The 19,758-nt window shown below is 42.8% G+C and carries 15 protein-coding genes and 1 tRNA gene; 5 read left to right on the top strand and 11 right to left on the bottom strand.

The genetic code is table 11. The annotated features are described in order from the left end of the window. Positions 1 to 22: 22 nt before the first annotated feature. The 5 genes from DESACI_RS02690 to DESACI_RS02670 all read right to left on the bottom strand — a co-directional run bounded on the left by DESACI_RS02690 (position 23) and on the right by DESACI_RS02670 (position 5,493). Entirely contained in the window at positions 23 to 1,627 is a 1,605-nt protein-coding gene (locus tag DESACI_RS02690; protein ID WP_014825273.1) for an IS1182 family transposase, read from the bottom strand. Positions 1,628 to 1,787: 160 nt separating this feature from the next. Further along, complete coding sequence (locus tag DESACI_RS02685; RefSeq protein ID WP_014825627.1) at positions 1,788 to 2,231, bottom strand: hypothetical protein; 444 nt, start codon at positions 2,229 to 2,231, stop codon at positions 1,788 to 1,790. A gap of 543 nt (positions 2,232 to 2,774) precedes the next feature. Beyond that, positions 2,775 to 3,455, bottom strand: coding sequence for a GGDEF domain-containing protein (locus DESACI_RS02680; protein ID WP_014825626.1), 681 nt, complete (start codon positions 3,453 to 3,455; stop codon positions 2,775 to 2,777). Between the two features lie 16 nt (positions 3,456 to 3,471). Continuing rightward, positions 3,472 to 5,079 carry an HD domain-containing phosphohydrolase gene (locus tag DESACI_RS22940; RefSeq protein ID WP_014825625.1) on the bottom strand — a complete coding sequence of 536 codons (1,608 nt, stop codon included), beginning with the start codon at positions 5,077 to 5,079 and terminating at the stop codon, positions 3,472 to 3,474. Between the two features lie 339 nt (positions 5,080 to 5,418). After that, positions 5,419 to 5,493 (bottom strand) — tRNA-Thr (locus tag DESACI_RS02670). Between the two features lie 380 nt (positions 5,494 to 5,873). Between DESACI_RS02670 and DESACI_RS02665 the strand changes: the two genes are divergently transcribed. The 4 genes from DESACI_RS02665 to murC all read left to right on the top strand — a co-directional run bounded on the left by DESACI_RS02665 (position 5,874) and on the right by murC (position 10,564). Then, positions 5,874 to 6,992, top strand: a complete 1,119-nt coding sequence (locus DESACI_RS02665) for a hydrogenase small subunit (protein WP_014825624.1) — start codon at positions 5,874 to 5,876, stop codon at positions 6,990 to 6,992. Positions 6,993 to 7,054: 62 nt separating this feature from the next. Continuing rightward, positions 7,055 to 8,401: a nickel-dependent hydrogenase large subunit gene (locus DESACI_RS02660; RefSeq protein WP_049804025.1), complete on the top strand. Its 1,347-nt coding sequence runs from the start codon at positions 7,055 to 7,057 to the stop codon at positions 8,399 to 8,401. Positions 8,402 to 8,459: 58 nt separating this feature from the next. Next, a complete protein-coding gene (locus tag DESACI_RS02655) occupies positions 8,460 to 9,116 on the top strand; it encodes a cytochrome b/b6 domain-containing protein (RefSeq protein WP_014825622.1) in 657 nt (218 codons plus the stop codon). A 95-nt stretch (positions 9,117 to 9,211) separates the two neighbouring features. Beyond that, on the top strand, positions 9,212 to 10,564 hold the full coding sequence (gene murC / locus DESACI_RS02650; protein WP_014825621.1) for a UDP-N-acetylmuramate--L-alanine ligase: 1,353 nt from the start codon (positions 9,212 to 9,214) through the stop codon (positions 10,562 to 10,564). 409 nt (positions 10,565 to 10,973) lie between these two features. Here the strand turns inward: murC and DESACI_RS02645 are convergent, their stop codons facing one another. From DESACI_RS02645 to argF, 6 genes are all read right to left on the bottom strand, one after another. Further along, positions 10,974 to 11,534: a 5' nucleotidase, NT5C type gene (locus tag DESACI_RS02645; RefSeq protein WP_014825620.1), complete on the bottom strand. Its 561-nt coding sequence runs from the start codon at positions 11,532 to 11,534 to the stop codon at positions 10,974 to 10,976. Position 11,535: 1 nt separating this feature from the next. Continuing rightward, positions 11,536 to 12,315, bottom strand: coding sequence for an NAD(+) synthase (nadE, locus tag DESACI_RS02640; protein ID WP_014825619.1), 780 nt, complete (start codon positions 12,313 to 12,315; stop codon positions 11,536 to 11,538). Further along, positions 12,316 to 13,776 carry a nicotinate phosphoribosyltransferase gene (locus DESACI_RS02635; protein WP_014825618.1) on the bottom strand — a complete coding sequence of 487 codons (1,461 nt, stop codon included), beginning with the start codon at positions 13,774 to 13,776 and terminating at the stop codon, positions 12,316 to 12,318. It abuts the gene before it with no gap. 501 nt (positions 13,777 to 14,277) lie between these two features. Continuing rightward, on the bottom strand, positions 14,278 to 15,663 hold the full coding sequence (argH, locus tag DESACI_RS02630) for an argininosuccinate lyase (protein ID WP_041275945.1): 1,386 nt from the start codon (positions 15,661 to 15,663) through the stop codon (positions 14,278 to 14,280). Between the two features lie 234 nt (positions 15,664 to 15,897). Next, positions 15,898 to 17,106, bottom strand: a complete 1,209-nt coding sequence (locus DESACI_RS02625; protein ID WP_014825616.1) for an argininosuccinate synthase — start codon at positions 17,104 to 17,106, stop codon at positions 15,898 to 15,900. A gap of 171 nt (positions 17,107 to 17,277) precedes the next feature. After that, positions 17,278 to 18,222 (bottom strand): ornithine carbamoyltransferase, encoded by a 945-nt coding sequence (gene argF / locus DESACI_RS02620; RefSeq protein WP_014825615.1) that lies wholly within the window; start codon positions 18,220 to 18,222, stop codon positions 17,278 to 17,280. 264 nt (positions 18,223 to 18,486) lie between these two features. On the opposite strand from argF, the gene DESACI_RS02615 reads away from it, so the two are divergent. After that, the gene (locus tag DESACI_RS02615) at positions 18,487 to 19,671 is read left to right on the top strand and encodes a hypothetical protein (RefSeq protein ID WP_014825614.1); all 1,185 of its coding nucleotides are present in this window, start codon (positions 18,487 to 18,489) and stop codon (positions 19,669 to 19,671) included. Positions 19,672 to 19,758: the final 87 nt, after the last annotated feature.

The following is a 19,758-nucleotide window of genomic DNA, read 5'->3' as shown; positions in this document are numbered from 1 at the left end:
TTAGGCCGTTTTTCTCTCCTTTTTATGCGGTTTTTAGTGGATGAAGGGGTTTCCCAATTCGTTCATTTTGTATTTTAGAGTGAAGTTTATTCACGTTATACCCAAAACACAGCAGCATAAATTCAGTTTTCACACTGTTTTTGCCTCGTGTTAGAAAGCGGTTGAAGTTATAGTCATTTTTGAGGACCCCAAAGGCTCCTTCAACCTGTATGGACCGATTTACTCTTAGCAGTATTCCTTCTTTGGTTGTGATGTTTCTATACGAGATCTGGCGTTTGGCCACAAACGTTTTGGATACTTGCATTCGTCGATTGCCTTTAGCTTTTGTACAGCGACTTTTACACGGACAGTCACTGCAGTCTTCACATTCATAGACTGTTATTTCGGACTGGTAACCGGTTGCTGATGTTCGATGAGTGATTCCAACGGGTTTGAGTTGTTTTCCATTATGACACGTGTATTCATCGATTTCCGCATTGTAAGCCATGTTTTCTCGCTTACTAATATCTTTTTTGAAGCTCTTCTTTTTCCATTGTTCATAGGTCTGTGGCTTTATGTAGCAGGTCTGATGTTTTCCTTCGAGATAAAGATAGTTCTCTTCGCTCTCATAACCAGAGTCTGCGGTAACATTCTCATAATGCGCCTGTAGTTTTGATTCAAGCATATTTAAAAAAGGAATTAATGTGGCTATGTCGTTACGATCCTGGAAGATCCCAACCCCTGTTACATATTCGCTTTCCACGCCAATCTGGACATTGTAAGCCGGCTTTAACTGAGCATTGCGCATATGATCATCTTTCATATGCATGAACGTTGCATCAGGATCGGTCTTAGAGTAGCTATTTCTTCCTTCGAAGAATTGGTGATGTGCATTGTACTTTTCTTGCCGGGTATAGAATTCCTTCAGGCTTTCTATAAATTTCTGCAGCTTTGATTTCCGTTTTCCAATACCGTGAACAAATTCAATCTGCTCTTGCTGACATTTTTCTTCTAGGTAAGAGATAGCAGTCTTAAGATCCTTAAGTAACGTCTCTTTGGTTACGTTGAAGTCCTTTAAATAGGTCAAATTGATCTCCTCAAGACAAGACTGAATTTTCAAGAACATCTTTGCCTCATTTTTGTTAACGACTTTTTTCCAGACAAAGGTATAACGGTTAGCACTGGCTTCAATTTTTGTTCCATCGACAAAGAGGTTCTTAAACTCTACTTCACCAAGCTCATGTAAATGCTTTACCATTTGGAAAAAGAGGTCTTCTATGGCTTCCTTCAGATAGTCTTTTCGGAATCGAGCAATGGTGCTGTGGTCAGGTGCTTTGCATCCTGCCAATAACCACATGAAGTTAATGTCTCTTTTACAGGCGACTTCAATTTTTCGGCTGGAGTAAATGTTATTCATATAGGCATAGGTCAATACTTTAAACAGGATTTTGGGTTCGACTACCGGTTTTCTTCCAGTGGAAGAGTAGGCCTTATACAACGCTTCGTAATTTAATCCCTCCAAAATGTGGCTTAGTAGTCGAACGGAGTCATCCTCTGGTATTAACACGTTAAAATTAAATGGCAAAGCTAATTGATAGTGTCCACCTAATTCGTTATAATTCTTAGTGTGTAATTTGGTTTTTAGCATAACTTAAATTATACGCTAACTGCGAGTTCTTTGGGACCCGCAGTTTTCTATTTTTAGTAAGAAAAAGGGCCGTTGCTTGCGAACTATTTTAGTTCGTTTTGCAACGGCCCCTTTTTGTAGCATTCAAATACTTTAACCCATCATCATATAATCGCTTTAATCAGAAATTCATCATGGTACTTCCGGTATAGGCCCCCCCAATTCCGTTCATCATTGTATTACCCGAACTCGCAGCACGACTTCCACTCATCATATTCCCTTGAAATTGGCTCATGAATTGATTCATTTTGTTAAGGTTATCTTGTCCTATTTGAGTCTTTACGGCTGGGTCTGAATTCATGAGATCTTGCATTGACTTAACGTCTCCTGTTTGCATAGCTTTTTGCATTGCGGCTGAATTATGGAGATTTTGCATTGCTGATGAGTTCATTAATGCCTGGTGTTGGGCTGGGGTAAAGGTTTGCTGCATGAAATTTTGCATTTGACCAAACCAGCCATTTTCCTGTCCCTGAGTCGTTCCCGCCAAAGCCGGTAAAGCCATAAGCCCTACCGCCAATGTTGCAGTTCCTACGATTGCTGTAATTTTCTTAGTTAATTTTTTCATTGTAATTCCCCCTTATTTTTATTTGAATTTATTTAACTGCTTTCTATGTTCTTAGTGTAGCTTTTGGATACGACTATCTCATGAAAAAGTTGTGAATTTCCCATGAAGAAAGGGATGTAACGAAATTATAAGCTTCGCTACATCCCAACCATAATCCAAACCAATTTACCCAAAGCACTTGTTGTATTGTAGTTCTCTAAGGGAAAGATTTAATTAATTAGGATCTAGCCCTCTCTCCCTAAGCACAATCTCTATGGCTTTGCGAGTTCCGGAACCCTCCTCTCTTGTCACGAAGAGCTCGTTAATATCTGCCTCTTTACGTGATCAATGGCAATGCGTATGTAAATAATTGAAAAAACACAAGATCTCCTGGTCTTAGATTATTACGACTTACCGGTGAGCCTAGTTTGTATTGGTCGGCAGCAGTTCGTAAACAGATGGATAACTCAACTAATGAGTTTAGCTGTAACTTCTAAGCCCTAATTTTTGTATCGGTTCGCTGCCATCTTCAAGAAATCAGCATCAAAAAAGTGTTCATCACCATTAACTGGATATCGTGCAATTCTTTCCGCTTAGTTTAGCTTTTAGTAGAGCTTTATCCGAAACGGCAATAACCTCATGAATAGATCTTCCATCGTCCGGATAACTTGAAACACCCAAAGATACGGTTACCTGAGGAAACTCACCATTATCCAGTTGGCATATTTTAGATCTAATTTTTTCAGCCATTTTGATAGCGTTCGCCTTTTCACAATCTGATAAAAATAGGACTATTTCCTCCCCACCATATCGATAAACTCGATCCGTAGCACGAACACAAGTTTTAATTGTTTTTCCTACCTTTTTGAGTACCATATCCCCAATAGCATGACCAAAGTGATTGTTGAAATCCCTGAAATTATCAATATCGAGAAATATAAGAGAGTAAACCCCATAATTTATTACTTTATTTATATCTTGGTCAAATGCCCTACGGTTAAGAAGTCCTGTCATATTATCCATGAGAAGGCTAGACTTTAATTGATAGTTAAGCCTTTTAATTTTATCAAGTTGTTTGTCATAAATGAGAAAGATAATGAAATTTGTTAGTCCATACAAAATCCCCATTATTAGGCAATGCAAAAACAGATTATTAAATAGAGGCTTATCCATAAAATACAAAAGTATTATCGAATAAAATATTCCGGTCAAGATCATAGCAATTAACAACCCTAATTTTCTCATACGTCCTCTCTCCCTCTTAAGTAATCGCCAAAAGTTTCTCTTCACATTGCAGAAAGGCTTCTACGACTTCCGGGTCAAAATGCTGATTTTTATCGGCGACAATTCTTTCGACAGCTTCTTGATGAGAGAGTCCTTTCTTATAAGATCTCTTCGATCGAATTGCGTCATACGCATCACAGAGGGCAAAAATTCTAGCTTCCAAGGGTATCTCCTCACCCGCGAGTCCCTCCGGGTACCCTCTTCCATTAAATTTCTCATGGTGATAGGCGCAGATGTTCATACCCATTTCAATGAATGACTCTGTCAAATGATATTTTTCAATTGTCTCTCTAAGAAGATTTTGGCCTGTTCGTACGTGTTTTTTCATTTCCTGATACTCTGCGTCCGTCAATTTACCCTCTTTTAATAAAACAGCATCGGGAACCGCTACTTTACCAATATCATGCAATGCTGCCGCGTAATAAAGATTATCTAAAAAGTCATGAGTAATAACCTTGTTATACCTTTTGGTGGTACTTAATTGTCGAGCTATGATCATGGCGTAATCCCTGGATCGTTCTAAATGTTTCCCTGTCTCTGAATCACGCCCCTCCGCCAGGGTTGCAAGTGAAAAGACGATAGCCTTTTGTGTGTTAATCGTCTTTTTCACCACTGAAAAAGTGGTGAAGATACTCAATATGATTAAACTGAGAAAAACCACACATATAGCTCCGAACAGGTAAATGAATTTACCTAAAGTTACCTTTAACAAAGGTAATTGATGATATTCGGCAATAATAAATGGTTGGTCAGAAAAGACTTTTACCCAAGAATAATGGATCATTTCCAAATCAGTCACTGGATACCAACCCTTGTTACCTGTTAAATCATAACCTAGTCTTTGAACGTTAAGCAATCCAGTCTTCTGATCGAGGAAAATGTCAGCACCATAATCCGTTTGCAGAAACAACTGCGTGTTAGGTAAAACCTCAAATACGTTCATTAAATCGATATCGATGAACAAGACACCTTTCACAGAACGATCATCGTAGATAGGCATAGCAAGTGTCATTAATACCCGTTTTGTGGTGTTTGCCCCTTCTTTTACCGTCCCATAATAGATTGGAGAAAGTGTTTCCTGCCCTTTGTTCAAGGTAATCGCTTTTTCGAAAAGTTTCCTATGTAGTTCTTCATTGCTCATACCATCGGACCAAGTGGATTTTCGTTTCGTTGATCCTTCCACTTTTAACGTCTCAGCACCCGACAGATTTGTGACGGTCATTTGATATAATTTTTTGCTATCCGAAAAACTCGAGAGTAGTTTCTCTGCCCCACTTCGTTTTGAAGGATTGAAGTTCTCATTAAAGTAAGATTTCACATTTGGTAATGACAAAATAAAGTCTAAGTCTCTCCGAAAATCCAAAAAATATTCGCTGATATTCGTTTTGCCTGAAGCAACTTCGGCCATAGTTTTTTGACTTCTCCACTGCTCTTCCTCTTCATAGACCTGCCTCGTCCCAAAGTATAGCGATATTCCAAAGATAATTAGCAAAAGGAGAATAACTAAGAGATAGACCAAGTTTTGTCGGATTAACTTCCGTATTATAAATGAATCCTCTCCTGGCTGAGTTGAGAAACGTTTCATAGTGTTAATCCTTTCAGTTAACGTATATTACCAAAGGTTCCCATTGACAACCATAGTATAACTGTTAATTATGACTAAGTTATGAATTACTTATAAAAAAGTCTCAAAAAACTGGAATTTTATCTAAATTTAAAACACTAAAACATCTAAAATTCATTATTATTTCACAACAAATTCATACAAATTTGTAATTAGCTTCCCATCCTCTTATAATATGGGAAAGGCCAATGCTGAACCTAAAAATTTAGCTGAGAACCGGGTTGCAGTACTCGACTCTTATTTGCGCAAAAAAGCCTAAAGAAAAAACCCCGCAATCTCTTGCGGGGTCTACCTTTCCAGTGGAGCCGATGGTCGGAATCGAACCGACGACCTGCTCATTACGAGTGAGCTGCTCTACCTCTGAGCCACATCGGCATAAAAATGTTGAGTTAATTTCATTCTCATCAAGAGCAACTCATTTTTCCCAAAATTGAGCAACTCATTGCGACTTAGACAGTATAACACAAGTCGATTCGTTTGTTAAGGCTATATAAATATTTTTTAGTGATTCTCCTAATCCCCTAATTCTCCCAATTCCCCTAGTCTATTTAACTACAGAAAACCTAATTTCCGTTGTAGCAGAAGGTGCTTTATCGGTTGAATAAGGATCATCCCCACTGTTGCTGTAACAACTTGACTAAATAATAACTATTGGAATAGATGGATGATATGATAGATTGACAATTTAATTTTCATAGTATTGTACGTGTAAGCATTTCCTTTTTGGAAATAATACCCTCTCAGGGGGGTATGTCATGCTGGATCGTCGTGAGTTTATAAAACTAATCGTCAAGGGAGCTATTCTGGGTAACTTTTATAAACTTATTACCCCTCCCCTGGCTCAAGCAGTTACGGCAGGTGACGTTAAAAAGCTTCCGGTAGTAATGATTGAAACAGGTACTTGTACAGGAGACAGCATCTCCTTTGATAATATCTGGACCCCGACTTTTTCCGATATTCTTTCCAACATCCTTGATTGGCGCTACGATTGGAGCATGAATCAAGCTCAAGGGGATGCCGTTTACCAAGTTCTTCAAGATACGTATACCAAAATGCCTTACGAATACGTCCTTCTTGTCCAGGGAGCTATGATTCGCAGCGACGCCGGACATTACGACCATGTTGCCTACGAGCAGGGCAAACTCACCACCGGAATAGACCTGGTACGCCGCTTTGGCCTAAAAGCCAAATATGTCGTCGCTATAGGAAGTTGTGCTGCTTACGGGGGGCCGGTTTCCGGTTATCCCAATCCAACTCGGGCAACGGGAGTACAAAATATCCTTCCTGAGCGAAGAGTCATTAATGTCTCGGGCTGCCCTGCTCACCCGGATTGGATTATGGGTACCTTACTTCACCTAGCTCTTTATGGTGAGCCGGAGCTAGAAAAGTACGGAAGGCCAAAGATGTTTTACGGCGAAACTATTCATAATCGATGTCCGCGGAGATACTTTTATGACCAAGGAATTTTTGCCACAGAAATTGGTCAGAAAGAATGCCTTTATCGGGTGGGGTGTAAAGGACCGGTTACCTATGCCGATTGTCCGATTCGGCGCTGGAATGATCGCTATAATTGGCCCATTGGCTGCAATACTCCTTGTATCGGCTGTACGGAGCCGGGCTATCCTGATCTAATGTCCCCATTTACCGCTCACCTGCCTGATATTTCCCTGCCCGGCGGAACAAAGGTCACAACCGATTCTGTTGGCCTGGGAGTATTAGGCTTAACTACTGCAGCGATAGTTGGTCATGTTTCGGCTTCTCTTTATACGGGAAGAATACAAAGAAATATGCTGAAGTCCACTGTGCGGGGGAAACATCGATTTACCCTCAAAAAAGCAAAAACTTTTCATCGCTATCGTGTCAAAAAATCTTAATTAAGGAGTGACCGGTACTGAATAAAAAGGTCATTTTCCCTGTAACTCGCATTCACAATCCGATGTTGTTAGAGGCATGGTTAGACAATGGAGAAATCAAAGATGCCTTTATTTCCGATACCCTCTACAGAGGATTTGAACAAATTCTGATTGGCCGCTCCCCCATGGATATGCCTTATTACACTCAACGCATTTGTGGTATCTGTTCTTCCGCTCATGCCATTACAGCTGCCTTGGCCGTGGAGAAAGCCTTGGGAATGGAGGTTCCTCCTAATGGTATTTTAATCCGCAATCTAATCTTTGCCAGTGATATGATTCAGAATCATATTCGTCACCTATATTTATATGCATTGCCGGATTATTTTCGCGGTCCGGATCTTGCTCCGTTTATTCCCCATTCGGAATCCGACCTGCGTCTTTCCAAACAAGAAAATACCCTTCTCAGCGAGCATTATTTTAAAGCCTTGGAAATTTCTCGGGCCGCTCACGCCGCCTTTGCAGTATTTGGCGGAAAGGCTCCCCATGGTCACGGAATTGTACCGGGAGGGGCCAGTATGGAAGTTGACGCCGACAAGGTCAACCGCTATCGAGGGTATATTATAGAAATCTTAAGCTTTCTGGACGATACACTCCTCCCGGATGTCGACTTAATTATAAAGCGGTACCCGGACTATGTAGATATCGGCGCAGGAAATGGAAATTATATCTCTGTGGGGGGATTTCCAAATCCCGAGGGGGGTACGCTGTTTCCCCAAGGAGTCCTTATTCTGGATGAAAGGCAAAGCTTTTATGAGAAATATATTACCGAAGATGTAACCCACGCCTGGTATAAGCCTCATGGACCACTTCACCCTTCAGTAGAAGATACAATTCCCGATCATAGCCAGAACAAAGGATACACATGGGTGAAGTCTCCCCGTTATCGTGGTCAGCCGGTCGAAGTCGGCCCTTTAGCGCGAGCGATTATCAATAAAGAAAAGGTCATAGGGCATGGAGCTCTGGCAAGAATATGGGCACGGTCCCTCGAAATCAAGAAGATCGCTCTGGCAACGCTGGTGTGGCTGAATCGCCTCGAACCGGGGGCAGAAACCCTCAACTGCAAAATCAAACAAAACTCAGGAAGCAGTGTAGGTCTCCACGAAGCTATGCGTGGCTTTTTAGGCCATTGGCTTCAGGTTAAAAACGGTCGGGTAGAGCACTACCAGATCATTACTCCCTCGGCCTTTAATTTTGGTGCCAGAGACGAGTCAGGAACTCGCAGCGTAGGAGAATCATCCTTGCTGGGATTGAAGGTCCAATCAGAGGACCTTAAGGAGGCCGGCAGAGTCATCCGTTCTTTTGATCCCTGTTTTTCCTGCAGTGTTCATTTAATTGACGGCGAACATACTCGGACTTTAGGAATTAAATAAGGACTTTTTAGCGCAGCGACGAAATGGACGGCAACGATCAGGGGCATGGTAAAAAAACATGAAACATAAGAATAAATTGAGGAAAACTTTTTTCAAAGAACTGCAAAAGGGAAAGGTCAAGGGAGAAATTATTCTTTTTCAGCCTTTATTGGTAAGGATTTTTCATTGGGGATTTGCCGTCAGTCTGACCGGAATCCTGTTAAGTGGTTTAGAATTACATAAACCAGCCAAGTTTCTTGCGGTTTCCTATGGCGATATGTTTGAAATTCATGTAATATCAAGTTGGTTTGCCCTCGGATTTGTGGCTCTGCGTTGTACAGATGCAATTCTCCGGCAGGACCAATCTCTCATTCCTAAACTACGTGATTTCAAGGTATTCCCTAAACTTGTAGCATACTACCTATTCCTGCGTCCCGCTCCTCCTCTCAGTCGCAAATATAACAGCGGGCAAAGTCTTATTTACTTTTCCTGGCTCCCTCTTTTCCTGATTGCCAGCCTTCTCGGCTTATCTTCCTATTGGCATGGAGAGCATCTCATTTGGGTATGGAGATTAGTCGGTGGTTTTCAACGGCTAAGGTGGATAAAATTTTCCATCACCATTTACTTCTTGGCGACGATCTCACTGCACATATATCTTAGCATTACAGAGAATCTCAGCCATCTCCAGGCTATGGTTTCAGGGTATGAACGAAAGCCTCCGCCTAAAAGAAGCTAGAAATATTTTCCTTGAATATTTATGATACCTTTTTGTATAAGTTTGGGTATAATGAGAGATAGAGATAGAGTTATACATAGAAGGGACGATATGTTTTGGGATTGCATATTCATTTTGTTGGCATAAAGGGCACAGGTATGAGTGCTTTGGCTCAAATTAGCGCTCAAATCGAAGGTGCTACCATCTCAGGCTCAGATGTAGAAGAGAGTTTTTTCACAGATAGTGTTCTGAAGCGTGCTAAGATTCCTGTTCTGAGTTTTTCACCCAGTAATGTAGAAAAAGCTGACTTAGTTGTTGCTTCAGCCGCTTATACAAACCAACATCCGGAGATTGCCCGTGCGTTGGAATTAAATATACCAGTCTTAAGCTACCCTCAATATCTTGGGCGGTTGCTTTCTAAAAAACGAGGGATCTCCATCTCAGGAACTCACGGCAAGACCACAACCACTGCTATGATGGGACTTGTCATGCTCAACGCCGGTTTTGATCCGACAATTGTTGTCGGCAGCGATGTTCCCAGCATTGGCGGGAATGCTCATTCCGGAACGGGTGAATACTTTGTGGCGGAATCCTGTGAATACCGTCGTCACTTTCTTTACTATTCCCCGGAGCATCTTGTCATCACGAATATAGAATTTGATCACCCCGATTATTTTCAGGATCTTGACGACGTCATTTCTGCTTTTGCTGAACTTGCTCTGAAAGTTCCTGACCATGGTCACATTTACATATGGGCTGAGGACCCGAATTGTCAGGCTATTCGCAGTACTGCACCCATTACAACCTTTGGTCTCTCAGAATCTGCTGATGTTCGCGCAACGGAAATCCTCTTTCGCGATGAACAAAGTTCAATGAAAATCATGCTTAAAGGGCAATATGTGGGAAATTTGGATCTTCATGTGGCAGGTCGGCATAATATTCTCAATGCTTTGGCTACAATTGCAGTCTGCCACGAAATTGGCATCCCCATTCAGGAAATTCTCAGCAGCCTAAGCCAATTTAATGGGACAAAACGCCGCTTTGAGCATCTTGGCAGCAATACCAACGGAGCCCTTATCGTTGATGACTATGCTCATCATCCAACGGAAATCCGCACGACTCTAGAAGGCGCCCGCTTGTCCTTCCCGGATCGCCGAATCCGTGCCGTTTTTCAACCCCATACCTTTAGCCGCACAGAAAAACTCCTCCAGGAATTCTCACTGGCCTTTCAGAGCGCTGACGAAGTCGTCATTGCCGATATTTTTGCTTCGGCACGCGAGCAAGGACACGAAACTATCTCCGCCCTTACTCTGGCTGAGTTAATTAAGGAACAGGGAATTCAAGCACGCTATATTGGAACGTTGGACGATATTAAAGTATATCTTAATCAAACACTGGCTCCGGAGGATCTCGTTCTAACCTTAGGGGCTGGAGATATCTACAAAGTTGGTTTAGATATCGTCAGTTAAATTCGAACCAAATAGGTCACAGAAGTGCAAAGTCATCATTTCAAAGTACCCCCTAATAAAAAAAAACTTGGTGGGTGCTCAAAAACACATCTTCGCACGAATTAACCCTTCTTGCATCCTTTGGCGACAGCGACATCTTTAGTCGACTTATGCTAGAGGACGAAGGCACTGTCTTCGTACCTATTAACTCTTCTTACGGAATTTAATCGAAGGTTTACAAAAACGTTAATTTTGCTAAGGATATAAAAGTAGAGCAGAAACGAAAGCGCATTCAATCGTTATCTGCTCTACTTTTTATTTACCTATCTCTCCCCAAAAAACGGATAATCTTTCTTGATTTATAATGCCTTTGCAAAGGCAGGGAGTTCGATTAATAATCTGATTCTAATTAGGTTGCTCTATATCAGAACTAGCTGTTTAATTGCCGGATTCCTTCCACAATATCTTCCCAATTCCGGCATCGCTTGATTCCTTTGGGAAGCACTTCACAGTTTTGATTATAACTGGTTGTCAACAGAAAAACCGGAACTCCGATTGCTGCAATTTCCTCTGCATTCACATGATAGTCTTCAATAAAAACGTCGATATCCCATTCCTTGACTAGGTTTACTTTACTATTAAATCCTGAAAATAGAACGTGCTCATGAGGAATCTCACTCTTTGCCAGCCAGCGAACCGTGACATCTTTTTCTTCCGATGTTCGAGCAGTCACATAAATAATCTCATGACCTTCTTTGACCAGAGTTTCGATTCCTTCTTTTGCTCCCGGGACAATGTTTGGCATATACAGCAATCGTTCCGAATTACCAACAAAAAAATCGTTCATATCGGATCTAGGAACATCAAACACTTTGTGAATATCATAATCCGTAATAATCTTTATGTCTTTGCCGAAAAATCGATTTAATTCCTGCATCCAATAAGGGTAACTATCAGAAACAACACCGTCGATGTCAACTCCAATCCGCACGTCAATCTAACCTTTCAAGTTTGGGAAGTTCAAGGCTGGGAGGAAGATTTCGTTTATGTTCGCTTTGATGGTGCAGCTTTTCGATCCGTTCTTTAGCTTCTGCGGGAACTTCTTCCCCAAGTAAATAGCGATCGATCAAATCATACGTCAGACCCATTTCCGCTTCATCCGTCTGCCCGGGCCAGAGGCCGGCAGTAGGAACACGCATGGCTATTTTTTGCGGTAATCCCAACATCCATGCCCAAGCTCGTACCTCGGTCTTAGTCAGAGAGCTTATGGGCAAAAGGTCAACTCCTCCGTCCCCGTACTTAGTAAAATATCCGGTATAGCTTTCCGGAGCGTTGTCTGTCCCCACCACCAGATAATTCATGGCATTAGCTACAGCATAGAGTGTTGACATACGTAAACGGGCCTTTAAATTGCCCTGACTCATTGCTTCACCGACCATTTGACTGCCTTGTGATGACATAGGTAACCCCTGTTTAACTTGGTTAAAAATTAAAGTATGCGCCTCACTTAGGTCAATTTCCAAAGGTCTAAGCTCAAAACCCTCGGCAATCCAGAGGGCATCTTCCCGGTCTTCCGGGTTCGAGTGACTGGGCATAATCACTCCGATGCAGTTCTCCGGAAAGGCACGGACACAAAGACCGGTTACCACTGCTGAATCCACACCGCCTGAGATTCCAACGACTACTCCTTTTGCATTAGCCTCGGCAACGTTGCTTCTCAGCCATTCTACCGCTGTATTAATCCGACTGGCTAGTTCCTTCTCAGTCCACATTTATTCTACCTCCTGATTCTCATTTAACTTTATTTCATTATGAATCTTCAAAAGCAATTGTTGCTTTAAATCATACAGCTTTGATGATAAATCAACGATATATCTATGCGGGTTCGCTAAGCGTTTGACCTCATCCCAAAAAGAATCTAATTCCTGTCGTGAATATTGCTGTATTTCTAACAAGGAAGGCAAATCGTAAACCCTTTTTCCCTTTCTGAAGATCGGCTGTAAAAGCTCTCTCGTCCGAAAATTCGCCAGGGTCTTTCGTTTCCAAGTCTGTATCGGGTCAAAAATCGTCAGCGATTTGCGATCGCTGAAGACCTCATCCTCTAAAGCAATCACATCGGCCATCGCTTTCCCTGCCCGGTCATAAAAACGCACAATCTTTTTAATTCCAGGATTTGTGATCTTCGAGATATTTTCCGATACCTTCAGTCGAGGATGAAAGACCCCGTTCTCTCCCTCGGCAGCTAGTTTATACACACCGCCTAAGGAAGGGCTGTCCTTAGAGGTTATCAGATGAGTCCCCACTCCCCAGGCATCAATAGCGGCTCCCTGGGCACGGATGGAAAAAATAGTTTCTTCATCTAAATCATTGGAGCCGACAATAATTGCCTGGGTTAAACCTGCTTCATCTAGCATCCGGCGGGCTTCTTTAGACAAATACGTCAAATCTCCGCTGTCAATCCGTATCCCTTGAAAATGATGACCTTCGGCTTCGAGCTCCAATCCTACTTTAATGGCATTAGGGACACCCGAATCAAGGGCACTGTAGGTATCTACCAACAATAAACAATTATCCGGAAAGGTTCGAGCATAGGCGCGAAATGCCTCTAATTCAGAAGAGAAACATTGAATCCAGCTATGGGCCTGAGTACCCGATACTGGGATGGCATAGCGTTCTCCGGCTAAAACGTTCGATGTTGATTGGCACCCTCCGATAAAGGCAGCGCGTGCTCCTAAAACTCCTGCATCCGGGCCCTGAGCTCTGCGCAGGCCAAATTCCATCACGGGTCCCTTGCCAGCAGCAGACACTACTCTCGAAGCCTTTGTGGCAATGAGAGTTTCAAAATTAATTAAATTTAAAATGGCCGTTTCTAAAAGTTGTGCTTCAAAAATACGTCCCTTAACTCTTATGATGGGCTCATAGGGAAAAATAGGGGTACCTTCCTGAACGGCATCAACATCACCGGTAAATTTAAAATTACGCAGTTCTTCCAAAAAATCATTCTGAAAAATATGAAGCCCCTTAAGATAGGCTATGTCCTCTTCACGGAACTTTAGATTTTCGATGAAATCCACAACCTGTTCAAGTCCGGCGGCTAACGCATACCCTCCTTCAAAGGGCAGCGAACGGAAAAACACATCAAATACAGCTTCCTTATCGCGGCAGCCGTTGACATAATACCCTTGCATCATGGTTAACTGGTATAGATCTGTAAGCATTGTTAGATTTTCCATTTACTTTACCTCGCCACTCTCACCCATAAAATTATGACCGGGTTTCTTAAATCTAAGATATAATAGTCTGAAAAAATTCATGTGTGAGAATTTCTACCTTTGTGTTATCATTTCCTGCTTTCGCGCCGGAATAATTGTTTATCTCAGAGAAAACAAGGCTTATAGATTATGTTTGTCAATTTATATCGAAATTTCAAGATACTTATCCACTATTTTAGCTGATTTGTCCCCAGCCCCCTCCTACTTATCCACGATAATAATCCATCTATTTCGATATTATCCACAGAGTTATCCACACTATGCACAGTTTTTTGTCAGCAAGCGAAGTAATTAGACGGCAAAAACCAGAACTAATGCAAGATTCAAGTACATGATTAAACCCTATACCCGTATAATAATGCTATTCAACTAATCATTTACATAATTATCCAATATATTGGTAGTTATCCACAGCAACTCTATAGTTCTTTAAATCATCCATATTTATTTGGTTTCGAGGGGCTATCCCTCCAGCAAGTTTTTTAAGGCTTCCTGGCTTAAGCGGATTCCTTGCGCAACGGTTTCCGGAGAAGGTCCTCCTATCAGCTTACGAGCACGTACACAATGTTCAATGCCAATGGCGGCAAAAAGATCCTGGTCAAAGACAGGGGAAAGAGCTTTGTATTCACTAAGGGGCAGCTCTTCTAAACCTATTCCTTGTTTTGTACAGTGCAAAACAAGCCGTCCCACCAGCTCGTGCGCTTCCCGGAAAGGCAGACCTTTCTTAGCTAAGTAATCCGCCAAATCCGTGGCATTGGTAAAGCCGCCTTTGGCTCCCCAGGCCATGGCACCTTTATTAACTTGCATGGTCCTGAGCATCGGTTCTACAACAATCAGGCACTTTTGCAGCGTATCCACAGCATCAAAAACCTGTTCCTTATCCTCTTGCATATCTTTATTGTACGCCAGGGGCAGTCCCTTCATTACCGTCAGGAGAGCCATCAAATCCCCATATACGCGCCCGGTTTTTCCCCGGACTAATTCGGCAACATCGGGGTTTTTCTTTTGCGGCATAATACTTGAGCCGGTTGAGTAGCCATCATCCATGGAAATAAATTGAAATTCCCCGCTTGACCAAAGTACGAGTTCTTCACATAATCGACTAAGATGCATCATGATGATGGAAGCAGCCGCTAAAAATTCCAAGGCAAAATCCCGGTCACTGACGCCGTCTAAACTGTTTAAGGTTACATCTGAAAATCCCAATTCTCGAGCCACCTTCTCCCGATCAAGAGGAAACGTAGTCCCAGCCATGGCCCCTGAACCCAGCGGCGACACATTCAGCCGTTTTCTGGTATCGTTTAACCGACCAAGATCACGCAAAAACATCTGACTATAGGCCATCAGATGATGGGCTAAACTAATAGGCTGGGCTTTTTGCAGATGCGTATACCCGGGCATCCAGGTTTCCAGATGCTCGTCAGCAATCTTTAACAGAGTTTGAATCAAGTTTCCAAGGTAGGTCTTTGTCTGATCAATCTCTTCTCTTAAATAGAGTCTTAAATCTAAGGCCACTTGGTCGTTCCGGCTCCGTCCGGTATGTAACTTTTTGCCTACAAACCCGATTTTCTCAGTCAAGAGCTTTTCCACATTCATGTGAATATCTTCGGCACCAATCTCGAATTCCACGTTTCCGGCTTGTATATCCTTAAGAATTCCCTGAAGGCCTTCGATCAGCTGCAAGGCTTCATCTTCGCTGATAACTCCCACAGTACCCAGCATTCTGGCATGTGCTATGCTTCCTAAAATATCCTGTTTATATAAGCGCTGGTCAAAACGAATTGAGGAATGAAAATCCTCCACCAACGCATCCGTTGTTTTTTCAAAGCGTCCGCCCCAAAGTTTCACAGTCCATCTTCCTTCCCGAAGTAAATTAATACGTGGCGTCAGAGACACTTGGCCAATCCACTCTGCAGGAGTATACATAATGAGTTGCAGTATGGCAATAAGCTCATCCGCTTATTGTCATGGCCAGCGGCAACCCAGTTTCTTTTCGATAGCACAAGAAGGGGAGCCTTGCCCCCCTGTCACCCTTATTCTGAAACAGGCGCCGAAATATTCGACGCCTTGCCATTTTTTATTCTATTTTCGCAGTCCTGATTGTTTCTCCATCAAGGCTCTGACTTTTAATGGTAATCCAAAAAGATTGATAAAGCCGGCAGCATCTTTTTGATCATAGACTCCATCTTCTCCGAAGGTAGCATAAGCTTCGTTATAGAGTGAGTAGGGGGATTTTACCCCTGCCGATGAACAATTTCCTTTATACAATTTCACTCGCACGGTCCCTGTAACATTCTTCTGAGTCACATTTACAAAAGCATCGAGGGCTTCGCGCAGCGGCGAATACCAAACCCCATCATACACGATTTCAGCATATTTTAAAGCGACCTGTTCTTTATAATGAAGGGTGAGCCGATCCAGAGTCAGATGCTCTAAGGCCTTATGAGCCGTATAAAGAATCGTTCCGCCCGGGGTTTCATAGACCCCACGGGATTTCATGCCCACCAGACGGTTTTCCACCATGTCGACAATTCCAATTCCATTTTTGCCGCCTAATTCGTTGAGAGTTTCCAATAATTTAACAGGAGGTACCTTCTGCCCGTTTAAGGAGGTGGGGATCCCTTGTTCAAAACCTAGTTCCAGGTATGTTGCTTCATCTGGGGCATCTTCCGGGGCAACACCGAGCAGATAAAGATCTCTTTTAGGTTCATTCCAGGGATTCTCCAGGTCTCCGCCTTCATGGCTTAGATGCCATAAGTTGCGATCCATGCTGTAGGGACGATCTTTAGTGACCGGAACGGGAATTCCGCGAGCTTCTGCATAGTCAATACAGTCTTCACGAGATTTTAAGTTCCATAACCGCCAGGGTGCAATAATTTCCAAATCGGGATTTAAGGCTTTAACACTCAGTTCGAAACGAACTTGGTCGTTACCTTTGCCAGTGGCTCCGTGGGCTATGGCGACAGCGCCTTCTTTTTCAGCAATCTCAACTAAGCGGCGGGCAATGAGCGGACGAGCGAAGGATGTCCCCAGGAGATAGTCCCCTTCATAAACTGCTCCGGCTTTTAAGGTCTGAAAGATAAACTCCGTCACGAATTTTTCTCTGAGGTCTTCGATATATAATTTACTCGCTCCGCTTTTAATAGCCTTTTCCTGCAGAGGAGCTAACTCTTCTCCTTGGCCCAAATCTGCAACCATCGCAATAACTTCATATCCGTAGGTTTCCTTCAGCCAAGGAATAATAATAGATGTATCCAGACCGCCGGAATATGCCAAAACAACCTTTTTCATACTCTATTCTCCTTTTCCTTTAATGCATAAATTCAAATCCACCTAAAATTACGATTTAAGATCCTTTTGATCCAATTAACTGCAATTTGACTGATCGTTTAAAAAAGATAGAAGAAATTATCTTCTCCGAAATCATATCTAACCATAGTTTCTAAGTCAAGCTGTAGCCCTTTACATAACCAACGCCATAATTGCCTTTTGAGCATGCAAACGATTTTCGGCCTCGTCGAAGACAACGGAATGAGCACCCTCAATAACGTCGTCAGTAATTTCCTCTCCGCGATGAGCCGGTAAACAGTGCAGAACAATGGAGGACGGATGCGCAAGTTTTAAAGATTCATCATTGATCTGGTAACCTTGAAAAGCCTTCATGCGCTCATTTGCCTCTGCCTCCTGTCCCATACTTGCCCAAACATCCGTATATAGAACGTCGGCATCTTTCACTGCCTCTGAAGGATCATCAACGATTTCAACGCTGCCGCCATTCTCTTTGGCATCCTCCTGGGCTAAAGCTACCAAATCAGGATCAGGCTTATAGCCCTTGGGAGAGGCGATTACAACTTGCAGCCCCATTTTGGCGCCGCCAAACATTAAAGAATGAGCCATATTATTTCCATCTCCGACGTAAGCCAGTTTTAACCCGGCTAAACGTCCTTTATGTTCCTGAATCGTCATAAGATCCGCCAGCACTTGACAAGGATGAAGCATATCTGTAAGTCCATTAATAATGGGAATCGTCGCATAGTGGGCTAAGTCTAAAACTTCCTGATGACTGAAGGTTCGAATCATAATGCCATCCACCATGCGGGACAGTACCCGCGCTGTATCTGCGATGGTTTCTCCCCTGCCCAGTTGAATGTCCCGGCCGCTTAAAAATAATCCTTGACCGCCAAGTTGATATATCCCCACCTCAAATGAAACTCTAGTCCTTGTTGAAGACTTAGTGAAAATCATTCCCAAGGTCTTGCCCTGAAGAATTGGATGCGGCCGCCCGGCTTTCTGCTCTTCCTTAAGTTCATGGGCAACATCCAAAAAGCATTTTAATTCGTCCTGAGAAAAATCATGTAAGGAGATAAAATCCCGACCTTTAAATTGTGAACGATCCATTGTTATCATATCTCTTCCACCCCTTTGATGTGCATTATTATACTTAGTTATGCATAAAAATGCAATAGCTAAAATGTATAGTTTTTTTGCAGGATAAATAAATTAGTATAGCGAAGGATAACTAACCAACTTCTATCGACAATTATCTTGCCCGAATTTGTAAATTCGATAGACCTATAGTAAAAAGAAAAGAGGTGAAATTCCTAGTTTCATAACATTCTTTGTCAAAAAAGCAGTTGGGATTTTGAAGCATCCCTTGAAACTAGGATCATTATGGACTGGACAGAACGAATAAAACTAGCTTGGAAAATATTTAAACGAGAGGCTCTTCCTTTATATGCCTGGACCCTTATCTATATAGGAATTGGCGTTGTAGTTATGATAGCCCTGGTAATTGGGGCGGTTGCTCAATTAGGCTGGGCCTTTCCTCACCTTTCTCAATCCTTTGGAGGGTATTCGCCGGACATGCCTATTCCAGGGGTACCTCCCGCCTACGGTGACAGCCCTTTCGGTCCCTTTAACGGCTCATTTGGACGCCTTTCAATACTTCTTTCCCTCTTAAAAAATGTAGCTGGAACTCTCTTTTTGATGATTGTTATCGCTTGGTTGTTAGGAACAGCTTTTTATACCGGGCTCTACAATTTAACTGCCAAAGCTTATCAAGAACCTGTAACATTTAAGGACTTCAGCTATTCAGGTTTTTTCCGGCTTCTTGGTTGGCAAGGGATGCTCCTGCTGATTAAAATCTTTATAGTTCTAGTGGGAGTAATCGGAGCCATCATCTTGAGAAATTCTTACGGAGGGCTGATTGTTTTTCTCCTTGTTTACGCTCTGTTTCTAATCATAGTTGTCGTCTATGCTTTACCCTGGCTTGCCGTTTCAGGCATTTACTTATTGGCTCACCGGCAAAATAATTTCAGCAAAGCCCTTAGTGACAGTTGGAAATTCTTTCGGAACCACATGGGAATTCTTTGGGGATATATCGGCACAGTCGCATTAATAGAAATCGGCGTTCAAATTCTCAATCGCATTGTCTCAGGCCTTGGCGGATTGCTCTCTCTCATTGTGAGCCCCTTCATTGCGGTCCTGGCCATTGTCTGGGTATTATCCCTTGAAGATAAAGGTATCGCGGGAACTTCTCCTACCTTAACTCCAACAGACACCTATGTTCCTCCATCAGACTATACTCAGACAGAAGAACCCACCTCGGCTACCCCCGCAGACACGAACGTCTCCGATGGCATTCCCCTTCCCTCAACTACGCCTTTCCCTACCCCGGACAACACTATTTCTCTCCAAAAAACTGAGTCCCCTGCTCAGCCTGTTTCTGAGGCACCCTCTGAAGAAGTGCCTGAGCATCAACCCTCTGATACAAATGAGAGGCCAAACTTCTGCCCTTCCTGTGGGAAAGCGAATACAGGCACGGCCTATTGTCCCCAATGCGGTACAAAACTATAAGCAACTCCTGACTCCCAACGGTCCCCTTTCGCCGTCCTTGGCTTCGGGGACACTCGGCCGTCCATGGCCAGCGGTCCCCTTTCGCCG

Origin of the sequence: Desulfosporosinus acidiphilus SJ4 (assembly GCF_000255115.2) — a bacterium.
GTDB lineage: Bacteria > Bacillota > Desulfitobacteriia > Desulfitobacteriales > Desulfitobacteriaceae > Desulfosporosinus > Desulfosporosinus acidiphilus.
The sequence above is the reverse complement of the archived record's forward strand: the minus strand, read 5'-3'. Positions and strand labels throughout refer to the sequence as shown.